Source organism: Mycolicibacter heraklionensis (genome assembly GCF_019645815.1).
Lineage (GTDB): Bacteria > Actinomycetota > Actinomycetes > Mycobacteriales > Mycobacteriaceae > Mycobacterium > Mycobacterium heraklionense.
Window position 1 is genome coordinate 3,712,719 of the sequence record NZ_CP080997.1, and the last position, 12,501, is coordinate 3,725,219.

The 12,501-nt window shown below is 68.4% G+C and carries 9 protein-coding genes; 3 read left to right on the top strand and 6 right to left on the bottom strand.

The window, feature by feature from the left end; genetic code table 11:
* Nucleotides 1-24: 24 nt before the first annotated feature.
* Nucleotides 25-831 (top strand): purine-nucleoside phosphorylase, encoded by an 807-nt coding sequence (locus tag K3U94_RS17645; protein ID WP_047318697.1) that lies wholly within the window; start codon nt 25-27, stop codon nt 829-831.
* Here K3U94_RS17645 and K3U94_RS17650 read toward each other — a convergent pair.
* Together K3U94_RS17650 and K3U94_RS17655 are read right to left on the bottom strand one after the other, a co-directional pair.
* Nucleotides 825-2,243 carry a glycosyltransferase family 39 protein gene (locus K3U94_RS17650; protein WP_220694551.1) on the bottom strand — a complete coding sequence of 473 codons (1,419 nt, stop codon included), beginning with the start codon at nt 2,241-2,243 and terminating at the stop codon, nt 825-827. The two genes, K3U94_RS17645 and K3U94_RS17650, sit on opposite strands and share 7 nt — an antisense overlap.
* Before the next feature lie 172 nt (nt 2,244-2,415).
* Nucleotides 2,416-3,870: an ArnT family glycosyltransferase gene (locus K3U94_RS17655; protein ID WP_230987190.1), complete on the bottom strand. Its 1,455-nt coding sequence runs from the start codon at nt 3,868-3,870 to the stop codon at nt 2,416-2,418.
* 134 nt (nt 3,871-4,004) lie between these two features.
* Here K3U94_RS17655 and K3U94_RS17660 point away from each other — a divergent pair, with 134 nt between their 5' ends.
* Entirely contained in the window at nt 4,005-5,615 is a 1,611-nt protein-coding gene (locus tag K3U94_RS17660) for a phospho-sugar mutase (RefSeq protein WP_220694552.1), read from the top strand.
* A gap of 199 nt (nt 5,616-5,814) precedes the next feature.
* Here the strand turns inward: K3U94_RS17660 and upp are convergent, their stop codons facing one another.
* The 4 genes from upp to K3U94_RS17680 form a co-directional block, all read right to left on the bottom strand.
* Nucleotides 5,815-6,438, bottom strand: coding sequence for a uracil phosphoribosyltransferase (gene upp / locus K3U94_RS17665; protein WP_220694553.1), 624 nt, complete (start codon nt 6,436-6,438; stop codon nt 5,815-5,817).
* Nucleotides 6,439-6,455: 17 nt separating this feature from the next.
* Nucleotides 6,456-7,838 (bottom strand): PE-PPE domain-containing protein, encoded by a 1,383-nt coding sequence (locus tag K3U94_RS17670; RefSeq protein ID WP_220694554.1) that lies wholly within the window; start codon nt 7,836-7,838, stop codon nt 6,456-6,458.
* 3 nt (nt 7,839-7,841) lie between these two features.
* Nucleotides 7,842-9,257, bottom strand: a complete 1,416-nt coding sequence (locus K3U94_RS17675; protein WP_230987192.1) for a PE-PPE domain-containing protein — start codon at nt 9,255-9,257, stop codon at nt 7,842-7,844.
* A gap of 165 nt (nt 9,258-9,422) precedes the next feature.
* Nucleotides 9,423-10,889, bottom strand: coding sequence for a PE-PPE domain-containing protein (locus tag K3U94_RS17680; RefSeq protein ID WP_230987194.1), 1,467 nt, complete (start codon nt 10,887-10,889; stop codon nt 9,423-9,425).
* 219 nt (nt 10,890-11,108) lie between these two features.
* On the opposite strand from K3U94_RS17680, the gene satS reads away from it, so the two are divergent.
* Nucleotides 11,109-12,389 (top strand): protein export chaperone SatS, encoded by a 1,281-nt coding sequence (gene satS / locus K3U94_RS17685; RefSeq protein ID WP_220694555.1) that lies wholly within the window; start codon nt 11,109-11,111, stop codon nt 12,387-12,389.
* Nucleotides 12,390-12,501: the final 112 nt, after the last annotated feature.

Consider the following 12,501-nt stretch of genomic DNA (forward strand, 5'->3'; position numbering starts at 1 on the left):
GGAGCGCTACTAAACTCAGTGCCTGTGACGGTACCGCTGGCAACACAGGCGGCAGCGGTCGTGGCCCGGCGCACCGGCGTCGAGACGCACGACGTGGCGGTCGTGCTGGGTTCCGGGTGGGCACCCGCGGTGGCAGCCCTCGGCACCCCGACTGCGGCCCTGCCGATGGCCGACCTGCCCGGGTTCAGTGCGCCGACCGCGGCGGGCCACACCGGCGAGCTGGTGTCGATGCAGATCGGCACGCACCGGGTGCTGGTGCTGGTCGGCCGGATCCACGCCTACGAGGGCCATCAGCTCGCCGACGTCGTGCGCCCGGTACGCACGGCCGTCGCGGCCGGCGCGAACACCGTGGTGCTGACCAACGCGGCCGGCGGCCTGCGGACCAGCTACCACGTCGGCCAACCGGTGCTGATCAGCGACCATCTGAACATGACCGGGCGCTCCCCCCTCGAAGGGGCGCGCTTCGTCGACATGGTCGACGCCTACACCCCGTCGCTGCGCGCGCTGGCCCACCAAGTCGACCCCACGCTCGCCGAGGGCGTCTACGCCGGGATGCCCGGCCCGCAGTACGAGACCCCCGCCGAAATCCGGATGCTGCGTACCCTGGGAGCCGACCTGGTGGGCATGTCGACCGTGCACGAGGCCATCGCCGCCCGGGCGGCCGGCGCCCAGGTCCTGGGCCTGTCGCTGGTGACCAACCTGGCAGCCGGGATCACCGGCGAGCCGCTCAGCCACGCCGAGGTGCTGGCCGCCGGGCGGGAATCGGCGGCCCGCATGGGTGCGCTGCTCGCCGACGTGATCGCGCTGCTGCCTGCCCCCTCAGGTCAGTAGCTCACTCCTGAGCTGTGCCGCATGCGGGGCCACATCGCTGCCCAGCTGCCCACCGGCTGCTCGCACAGATAGATCTTCGCGGCGCTCTCCCCGTTGCGCACCCCGGCGGGAAACCTGATCGACGTCAGGTAGGTGACGTGCCGCCAATACTGGGTCAACTTCGCGACCGGGAATCGGCCGACGCACAGCACGGTGTCGGCGCTGCCGGCCGGCGGCCCCCACTGGGCGTAACTGCTGTCGCCGCTGACCACCGGACGGTTGATGCCGGCCGCCGGCCCGAGGACTCGCAGGGCCGAGGCTTCGCCGTAATTGCTGGTGAAGATCGGTACGTCGGCGGGCAGTGGAGCGGCGGCAGTCGCCACTTGATCGACGAACTGCGGCCACCCGTAGGTCTCCATCGGAATGGGGTTGACCTTCCGCAGTGTTGTGGCGTTCGCCGGCGGCAACACCGGCAGGCAGAACACCACCGCGCCGGCGAACAGCGCGACCAGCGCAATCGCCCAGCCGCGCGGCGGCCGGTCGGGGTTCTCGCTTTCGATCCAAACCGCCCCGGCGGCGAACAACGCGACCAGCGCCGGGCCCGCGTAGTAACAGCGACCGCCGGTGACGACGCACAGCACCAACGCGACCACCGGCACCGCCAGCATCCAGCGGTACTCGCGAGCATCATCGGACGCCAGCCACCGTGCCCCGATCACCCACAGCAGCACCAGCAGCGGGCCTGCGTACAAGAGCAGCAGCAGGGGAAGCTGGGTCAGCGATCCCGCCGGGCCGCCCATCCGCACCGACATCGCGTGGGCGAATTCCAGGTTCGGCCAGCTGTGTGCCGCGCTCCAGATCAGGTTCGGGACCGCCAATGAAATCGCGACGGAGCCGGCCAGCCATGGTCCCGGCGAGCGCAGCGCATCACGCCGGAAGATCGCCAGACCGACCCCGATGCCGATGAGCAGCAACGCGACGGTCTGTTTGGCCTCCAGCCCGATGCCGGCCACCACGCCGGCCGGCAGCCAGGCCAACGTCGTTCCGATCCGCAGCGCCCGCGTCACCAGCACCAGCACCGCGATCCAGATCAGCTGGTCGACGACGGTGGTCCCGAAGAACATCGCGGCACCCATGAACAGCGGGCTGGCGGCCACGGCCGCCGCGGTGATCACCTGCGCCACCCGCCGACCGCCCAGTTCTGCGGCCAGCAACGCAGCCAGCACGATGCAGCCCAGGTGTATCGCGATGGCCAACAGCCGAAGCCCCAGCAGGCCGCCCAGGGCAGCCACCCGGGCCAGCAGCGGCACCAGCGGCGGGTGGTCGAAGTATCCCCAGGCCGGGTGCTGGCCGCAGATCACGTAGTAGAACTCGTCGGGGTGCCAGCCGTAGTTCATGGCGAAGGCCCCGTGGACGACGGCGGTCACGGCCATCACGATGCCTACCGGCACGAGCGTTCGGCGACTCACCAACGAGTCGGTGGAACGACGCCCCGGCACGGCTGTCGAGCGAATCACCGGCTCTCCATCGTCAAGCAGTACAGACCCGGGCATGGTAGCAAGTAGTTGACACCTGTCCACTCGACGCTTGCCGCAGTCAACAGGTTCAGTACGGAACACCGGAGCTGTGGCGCATCCGCGGCCACATCGCGGCCCAGCTGCCCCGCGGCTGCTCACACAGGTAGATGTGGGCTCCGTGCAACCCGTTGTGCACACCACCGGGGATCTTGATCGACGCCAGATAGGTCACGTGCTCCCAGTACTGCGTGAGCTTGCGGACCGGGAATCTCCCGACACACAGCACCGTGGCTGCGTCACCGGGCGGCGGGCCCCACAGTGCGTAATTGCTGTCGCCGCTGACCACCGGACGATTGATACCCGCTGACGGCCCGAAGATTCGCAGTGCCGAGGCTTCGCCGTAGTCGCTGGCGAAGATCGGCACATCGTCGGGCAGCGACGCCGCGGCAGCCGCGACTTCGTCGACGAAAGCAGGCCAGCCGTAGGTCTCCAGCGGAATGGGATTGACCTTGCGCAGCGAATCGGCGGCCGTCACGGGCAGCATCGGCAGGCAGAGCATGGCCGCGCCGGCGAACAGACCGACAAGCGCAACTGCCCACCCCGGCGGCAGCCGGTCGGGGTTCGCGGCTTCGATACGCATCGCGCCGGCGGCGAACAGCACCGCGAACACGGGGCCCACGTAGTAGCAGCGCCCACCGCTGATGATGACCAACACCACCACCGCCACCGGTACTGCCAGCGCCCAGCGGTGATCCGCCCCCGCCGGGGAGGCCAGCCAGCCGATACCGATCAACCACAGCACTATCAACAGCGGGCCGGCGTAAAGCAAGACAAGGAGGGGCATCTGGGACAGTGACCCCACCGAGCCGCCCATGCGCACGGACATGGCGTGGGCGAACGTCAGACTCGGCCAGCCATGGGCGGCGTTCCAGATCAGGTTCGGAGCCGCCAAGACCGCCGCCACCGCGCCCGCCGCCCAGGGACCCCAGCCGCGCAGCGCATCACGCCGGAAGATCGCCAAACCGACCCCGATGCCGATCAGCAGCAACACGACGGTCTGTTTGGCCTCCAACCCGATGCCGGCCACCACGCCGGCCGGCAGCCAGGCCAACGTCGTTCCGATCCGCAGCGCCCGCGTCACCAGCACCAGCACCGCGATCCAGACCAGCTGGTCGACCACGGTGGTCCCGAAGAACATCGCGGCACCCATGAACAACGGGCTGGCCGCCACGGCGGCCGCGGTGATCACCTGCGCCACCCGCCGACCGCCGAATTCGGCCGCCAACTGCGCCGCCAGCACGATGCAGCTCAGGTGTATGGCGATGGCCAACAGCCGCAGCCCCCACAAGCCGCCCAGAGCCGCCACCCGGGCCAGCAGCGGCACCAGCGGCGGGTGGTCGAAGTATCCCCACGCCGGATGCTGACCGCAGATCACGTAGTAGAACTCGTCGGTATGCCAGCCGTAGTGCGTGGCGACCGCCAGGTGCACGACGGCCGCGACGGCCACCACGATGCCTACCGGCATCATGTTTCGCCAGCTCACAGGCGAGGCAGCTGAAACTCTCGCCAGCAAGGACGTCGAATCGGTCACCGGCACTCCAGTCATATCGGGCACAAACCGGGGCAGCGTAGCAAGTAGTTGACACGTGTCGACTAGCCGCTTGCCACAATTGACAGGTGACTCCCAAGGAATGGATCGCCCACGATCCCGACCCGGTGACCGCCGCGGAGCTCGCAGCGTGCAGCCCCGATGAGTTGGCCGCCCGGTTCGCGGCGCCGCTGCGGTTCGGCACCGCCGGGCTGCGCGGTCCGGTGCGGGGTGGGCCGGACGCGATGAACCTCGCCGTGGTGCTGCGCGCCAGCTGGGCGGTGGCGCGGGTGCTCGCCGCTCATCACCGAATGGGTTCGACGGTGGTGGTCGGCGGTGACGCGCGTCACGGCTCGGCGCAATTCAGCATCGCGACGGCCGAAGTGCTTGCTGGCGCGGGATTCTCGGTGTTGCTTCTGCCTGAGCCGTGCCCGACGCCGGTGGTGGCGTTCGCGGTGCGCAACACCGGCGCGGCAGCCGGCATCCAAATCACCGCCTCGCACAACCCGGCGACCGACAACGGCTACAAGGTGTACTTCGACGGCGGCGTGCAGATCGTCTCGCCGACCGACACCGAGATCGAGGCAGCAATGGCCGCCGCTCCCCCGGCCGACACGATTGCCCGGCGTCCTGTCACACCGGCCGGAGATGAGCTCATCGCGCGCTACATCGGGCGGGCCGCTGCGGTGCGGCGGCACGGCGGTCGGGTTCGGGTGGCGCTGACACCGCTGCACGGCGTGGGCGGCAAGGTTGCGGTCGAGGTACTGCGCGCCGCCGGATTGGCCGATATCCACACGGTGAAAACCCAATTCGACCCCGATCCCGATTTTCCCACGGTGACCTTTCCCAACCCGGAAGAGCCCGGCGCCACCGACGCTCTGCTGGAGCTGGCCGCCGAGGTCGACGCCGACGTCGCGATCGCCCTCGACCCCGATGCCGACCGATGCGCGGTCGGCATCGTCGGCCCGGACGGTTGGCGGATGCTGACCGGAAACGAAACCGGTTGGCTGTTGGGCGATTACCTGCTGTCGCGGCTACCCGCCGGCCGAGCAGCCGGCGCTGTGGTGGCCAGTAGCGTGGTGTCGTCGCGGATGCTGGTACGCATCGCGCAGCGCTACGGCGCCCACCATGTGGAGACGCTGACCGGGTTCAAATGGCTGGCGCGAGCCGATGACGGCCTGCCCGGTGCCACCCTGGTTTTCGCCTACGAGGAGGCAATCGGCTACTGCGTCGACCCGGATGCGGTGCGCGACAAAGACGGCATCAGCGCCGCGGTGCTGGTCGGTGATCTGATTGCGGCACTGCGGGATCGGGGCAGCTCCATTCCCGAAGCGCTCGACGAACTGGCCCGTCGGCACGGTGTGCACGTCACCGACGCAGTGTCGCGCCGGGTCGCCAGCCCCGCCGAGGCGGCCGCGGTGATGGCCCGGCTGCGCACCGATCCGCCCGAGATGCTGGCCGGATTCGCCGTCACCGCAAGCGATCTGCTGCACCGCAGCGGCCCTGTCACCGACGCGCTGGAGTTCACCGGCGAGCATGACGGCAACTCGGTACGGGTGGTGGTGCGACCATCGGGCACCGAGCCGAAGCTCAAGTGCTATCTCGAGGTCGCCCGGCCGCCGTCGGATGACCTTGCCGCGGGCCGCGCCGAGGCGCAGCGGGTCTGTGCGGCCGTCGCCGACGCGGTCCGCTCCTGGTAGCGCCTCATTCACCCCACTTGTCACCAGCCGCCGCGCCCGGCTCACCTGCCACCAGCCCGACGGGGTGTGATGTTCGCCCGCCTTTGAGCGACAACGGATGCCGGGAGGGCTGACTCCACCAACGCAACAACGGTTGTCGCTCAAAGGTGGGCAACAACCGCATACCCGCCCGCCGGTTACTGGTGTGACGGTGGGGATCTCAGCGCGGCCCGAACTGGCGGTCGCCGGCATCGCCGAGGCCCGGAACGATGTAGGCGTTCTGGTTCAGCCCGTCGTCAACGGTGGCGGTGAACAGCCGCACCCCCGGTGCCGCTTCCGCCAGCGCCGCAACGCCTTCCGGCGCCGCCACCACGCACAGCACGGTGATGTCGGTTGCGCCGCGATCGAGCAGTAGCCCCAGGGTGTGCACCAGCGAGCCGCCGGTGGCCAGCATCGGGTCGAGGACCATGACCGGTGTCGCGCTCAGGTCCGCCGGCAGCGATGCCAGATACGGAACCGGCTGGTGGGTGGCCTCGTCACGCGCCACGCCGACGAAACCGACGTCGGCTTCGGGAATCAGGGCATGCGCCGCGTCCACCATGCCCAGCCCGGCACGCAGCACCGGCACCAGCAGCGGCGGCCGCGCCAGCCGCACCCCGACGGTGCCGGTCAGCGGGGTGCGCACGTCGATGTCCTCGCGGGGCGCGTCGCGGGTGGCCTCGTAGACCAGCATCCAGGTCAGCTCCCGCAGTGCCGACCGGAACGCCGCGTTGTCGCTGCGCTCGTCGCGCAGTGCGGTCAACCGCGCCGCGGCCAACGGGTGGTCGACGACGCACACATCCACGCCTGGGACCCTACGGGTCATGCGCCGAGGAAGTTGAGGATCTCGAAGACCACCGCGCCCATCTCCAGCATCGGCGCAAGCGAGATCAACGGCTCGCCGTTGAAGACGGCGTCGGGGCCCAGCCAATCGGCGACGTTCAGCGACACCGCCAGCTCGTTCCACGCGTTGAGCAGATAGGCGTCCACGGCATTGGTGACGTGGTAGCCGGTCAGCAGCGCATCGACGAACGAATCCGACAGCGGCGACTGCCCGGCGAAACCCAACACGTCGTTGATCGGATCGACGAAGCTGTGCACCCCGGCGTACTGCAGGCCGGCCAGCATCTGCAGCGGGTCCATCCGCAACAGGAAGCCGGCTACGTCGGAGCCGTCGGCCAGATGCCCGCCGGCGGTGACGGCCCAGGGCCCGACGGCGTCTGTGCCGTTGACGCCCACGAACGGGTCGCCCGGATTTCCGTAGCCCCAGTCGATGACCAGTTTCAGCATCGGCGCCAGCGCGTCCGCGATCACCTTGCCGACATCCCCGAGCTGGTAGAGCGGCCACAGGATCGGCAGCTGCTGGGGAATCAGGTAGAAGTCGGTATCCCCGACCCTGCCGAGATCGATGGTGTCGGCCAGGTTGTCGAAGTCGATGTAAGAGAAATGCACTGTCGCCGTGCCGATCAGCGCGTTGACCATGGCCAGCAGGTTGGCCGGGTCCTGCGGGAAGTTGGCCAGGCCGTCGTACTCACCGGTGTAGATGTCGGTGTCGAACCCGCTCGTCGGGGTCGGTCCGATGCTCAACGGGATGCCCAGAAAGGGCAGATGCACCGGCTGGTCGCCCAACAGCGGATACGCCGGGAACCGGGTCAGGACGCCGCCGAGCGGGTTGCTGGGATTGCCGATCAGCACGAAGTTCAGGTTGTCCGTGTCGTAGCCGCCGCCCGGCGGGTTGGCCAGCAGGTTGATCATCTCCTGGGTGGAGATAGTGGCGCTCTGTGAGTAGCCGAACACCGTGACGTCCGAGCCGGCGGCCAGCTGGGGCGCCAACGCGGCGCGCAGGATCTCCACGCCGCGCGCCACCGACTCGGCGAAGGTCAGATACGGATTCGGCGGCGGCAGGCACACCAGCGGGCAGAACTGCTCGGGGGTGACCAGTCCTTCGAACTGGTACCCGGGGAAGGTCGGCTGCCCCGGGAACCACGGCGAGGCCGGCTGCAGGAACAGGTCCAACACCGCGTCCAGGTAGCCGCCGACCGTGGGGTCGGGAATGCTGGTCGGCCCCATGATCCAGCCCTCGTTGGCCAGCAGCGTGACGTCATGCCGGTCCTGGGCGCCGAGCCTCGCCACGCCCAGCCCCGAACCCGCCACCAGCACGGCCGCCGCGAGCAGCACCGCCCCGGGCGGGCGCCGGCGAAGCATGGGTCAGGCGTCGAGAAGGTTGACCAGGCTGAAGCCAACCCCGAGCAGGTCCAGCAGCGGCTGCGCGGAGATCAACGGCGCACCGTTGAAGATGGCGTCGGGCCCGAGCACGTCAACCACGTTCCACTGGGTGGCCAGGTCCTGCCATCCGGTGAGCAGCGCCTGGTCCAGGCCGAGCGTCAGGTTGTAGCCCGACAGCAGCGTCTCGACGACCGAGTCCGACAGCGGGCCCTGCCCGGCGAAGTCCAGCAGGTTATTGATGGTGTTGGTCAGGCTCTGCACGCCCGCGTACTGCAGTCCGGCCAGCATCTGCAGCGGGTCCATCCGCAGCAGGAACCCGGCGACACCGGTGTCCTCGGACAACTGGCCGGTCGCGGTGACCGCCCAGGCCCCGGCCGCGCCGATCGGGTCGACACCGTTCACGGTGATTCCGGCGTCCGGGGCACCGGGGTTGCCGTAGGACCAGTCGATGACCGTCTTGAGGATGGGCGCCAGCGCGTCAGCGGCGAACTTGCCGATGTCGCCGAGCCCGTAGAGGGGTCCGAGGATCGGCAGCTGCTCGGGCAGCATGTAGTAGTTGGTGTTGCCGATCGTGCCCAGGTCGATGGCGTTGGCGAGGTTGTCGGTGAAGTAGGCGTTGTGCACCGCCCCGATCCCCATCACCGCGTTGATCACGGCCAGCAGGTTGGTGGGGTCCTGCGGGAAGATGGCCCAGCCGTCGTATTCGGTGCTGTAGACGTCGGTCGCGAACGGAAGGGTCGGGGTCGGGTCGATGCCCAGCGGGATGTTCAGGAACGGAATGTGCTGCATGTTTCCGTCGAACCCGTCCGGGAAGCTCAGCCGGGTCAACATGCCGCTGATGGGGTTGTTGGGGGCACCGATCAGCACGAAGTGCAGGTTGTCCGGGTCGTAGTCGCCGCCCGGCGCGTTAGCGAGCAGGTTGTGCATCGCCAGGGTGGCGATGACGGAGCTCTGCGAGTAGCCGAACACCGTGACTTCGTCACCGGCCTCCAGCTGGGGGCGGATCGCACCCTCGAGGTTGGCCACGCCCTGCGCCAGCGAGTCCCCGAAGTTCAGCTGTGGGATGGGCAGCGGTTGGCAGACGATCGGGCAGAACTGTTCGGGGGTGGTCAGGCCGTTCAGCGCGTAGCCGGCGTACGTCGTCTGCCCGGCGAACCATGGGGTTACGGGCTGGAGGTAGAAGTCGCGCACCACGTCCATGTAGCTGCCGATCGTGGGGTCGGCCTGGCCGGTGCCGGTCATGATCCAGGCTTCGCCGGCCAGCAGCGCGACGTCGGCGATCATCTTCTCCAGCCGCGACGCCAGCGCCGGAGTCATCAGCGACGACATGCCCAGGAGGACGGCGCACAGCATGGCCAGCAAGGTGGCCCCCAGCGGATGCACTCGCCTAACCGTCATCGCAGACCTCCCAGGTCGCCTCGAATACGTCATCGGTGATCTTGTGCTTCCACCTGCCAAGAGCACATTAATCTATTAGGTGGAATTAAGCATTGACCTTCTTTGAGAAAACGCGTGTTGTCAAATCGGCGAGAATCCGCCCGGAGTTTGCTGACCCGCGCCGGTCTACGCGCCGAAGAAGTTAAAGACGCTGAAGCCCGCTCCGATCAGGTCGAGCAGCCCGTCACCGGGCACCCCCACCCCGCTCAGCAGCGCGTCGGGACCCAGCACGGCGCCCAGGTTCAGTGCATCGGCCAGGGCGCTCCAGCCGTTGATCAGGAACTGGTCGAGCGAGTTCACCAGGTCGTAGCCGGTGATGGTCTGCAGGAAATCGGTGATGCCGGTGATGGTGCCGATGTCACCGGCGGTGAGGACGCCGCCACTGGCCGCGGCCGCGACGTCGGCCCACGGCCCGACCAGGCTCTGGATCAGTGCGTTCTGAACACCGGCCAGCATCTGCAGCGGGTCCATCCGCTCGAACAGGCCCATCGCGCTGGATCCGTCGTAAAGCTCACCGGTCGGGGTCATCGCCCATGGACCGCCGGCCACCCCGAATGCCTGCTGGTAGGCGCTGCCGTTGATGAAGTCGCCGGCCGGGATCCGGTAGAGGCCGTTGACCTCCGGGTCGCCCGCGTTGCCGTAGCCCCAGTCGATGAACAGCCGAGCCCAGGGCGAGAAGAAGTCGCCGAAGAACTGCCCGGCTGTCCCGCCGTTGAACATGAACTGCAGGATCGGCAGATTCTGCGGGATCATGTAGAAGTTCGCGTCGCCGATCGTGCCGACGTTGACGGCGCTGGCCAGCTGCTCGGCGGTGTAGTCCGGGTAGTACGGGTGCACGGTCAGGATGCCGATCAGGGCGTTGACGACGGCCAGGAGGTTGGTCGGATCCTGCGGGAAGTTGGCCCAGCCGTCGTACTCGCCGGTGTAGATGTCGGACGCGATGTGGTCGGTGGGGGTGGCCTCCAGGCTCAGCGGAATGTTGACGAACGGCAGGTGCTGGTCGCCGGGGAATTCGAAGCGATCGAGGATGCCGCCGATCGGATTGTTCGGGTCGCCGATCAGGACGACGTGCATGTTGCCCAGCTGATCCAGGGTCGGGTAACCGGCGGTGCCGGCGTTGGCGATCAGACTGTTCATCTCGATCGTCGTGATGGCGGCGCTCTGCGAGTAGCCGAACACCGTCACGTTGTCGCCGGCCAGCAACGGCGCCAGGATGGCCTGATCCAGCAGGCCCACACCGGTGTTCAGCGAGACGCCGAAGTCCATCGGCGGCTGGCCCGGGATGCACACGAACGGACAGAACTGCTCCGGCGTGGTCAGGCCCTGAAAGGAGTAGCCGGCGAACGTCGGCTGGTCGGGGAAGTGCGGCGATGACGGCTGCAGGTATCCGGCGAGGATCTGGCCGAGGTAGGGCCCGACGGTGGGATCGGGCTGGCCGGTTCCGTTCATGATCCAGCCCTGGTCGGCCAGCAGCCGCAGCCGAATCGCCAGCTGGTCCACGCCGTAGACCGCCGCCGAGGACAGCACCGACGCCGTGCCCAGCACCGCGGCGCACAGCATCGCGCCCAGGGGGCGCATCCGATCAGTCGTCATCGCGACCTCCCCGGCCCCGGCTTGTTGCGCTCGGTCATCGGCGACGACCCGCTTCGCCCTGGCGGCGACGCTAGCCACCCGGCGCATACCGCTAACCCGATCGCCGCAAAATTCAGGTTTCTTTAATACGCGATGCCCGGCGCCGCGCGGCCAATCCCGGCCAATCCCGGCGCAATCCCGCCGTCAGGCCGCGCGGGCTACATCGTTATTCTGTGCGCCATGGCAGCTGACCTCGTACCGATCCGCCTCGCGGTGACCGATGGTGACCGCTACACCCTGTGGGCGCCGAGCTGGCGCGACTCCGGTGACGAGTGGCAGGCGTTCCTGGGCAGGGACGAAGACCTCTACGGTTTCCCCACCGTGGCCGAACTGGTGGCGTTCGTACGCATCAACGCCAACAACGACCTGGCCGATCACCCGGGCTGGCCGCAGCTTGTGCGGGCCAACGCCCACAAGCTGGACCCGGCCCGCAACCGGCAATACGACCTCATCGCGGTCGAGGAACTGCTGACCGAGAAGCCGACCAAGCAGTCCGTTCAGACCCTGGCCAATGCACTGGAGATCGTCTCGGCGATCGGATCGGTGTGCGACCTGCCGGCAGTGACCAAGTTCTTCAACGGAAACCCCAACTTGGGTTGGCTGGCCGGTGGCGTCGACAACTTCACCGGCCGGTCCGGCCGGAAACGCTGGGAGACGATCGCCGAGATCATCGGCCGCAACTGGGGCAATGTGTTGACCGCCATCGAAGAGATCATCACCACCCCCAACGTCGACGCTGCCGCGGTGTCGAAGGCAGCCGATGAACTGGCCGCTGAAGCCCCGGCCGAACCGGAGCCGGACACCGAGGAGACCGAGGACGACGAAGCCGCCGAGGCGGAAAGCAGCGGTGACGACGAGACAGCCGCCGCGACCGGCGAGCGGGCCTCCGGCGACCGGGTGGTGCTTGGCGGCGACGCGAACTTCTGGACCAAGGTGGGCATCGACCCGATTCGGGTCATCACCGACAACGGGACGTTCTTCACGTTGCGCTGTTACCTCGGGGACGAGCCGGTGTTCCTGGGCCGCAACGGCCGGATCAGCGTGTTCGGCTCCGAGCGCGCCCTGGCCCGCTACCTGGCCGACGAGCACGACCACGACCTGTCGGATCTGAGCACCTACGACGACATCCGGACCGCCGCCACCGACGGTTCACTGTCGATCGACATCACCGATGACAACGTCTACGTGCTCTCCGGGATCGTCGACGACCTCACCGACGGGCCGGACGCGGTGGACCGCGAGCAGCTGGACCTGGCCGTCGAGTTCCTGCAGGACGTGGGCACCTATGCCGAGGACGGCGTGGTCGCCGAGACCCTCAAGCCGGACCGTCCGCTGGGCCGGATGGTCAGCTACGTGCTCGACCGGGAGTCGGTCAACGAGCCGCAGCGCCCGTACGCTCCCGCCGTCAAGGAATGGGAGCAGCTCGAACAGTTCGTGCAGTCGCGACTGCGGCGCGAATAAGGCTTTGCCACCCGGTCGCCCCGCCCCCGGTGGTAGCCGGGCCGAAGCCCCACGCAGGACAACCTGCCGGGTGCTGCGGATATTCACTCCGAATTGCGGCAATCATTTGCCC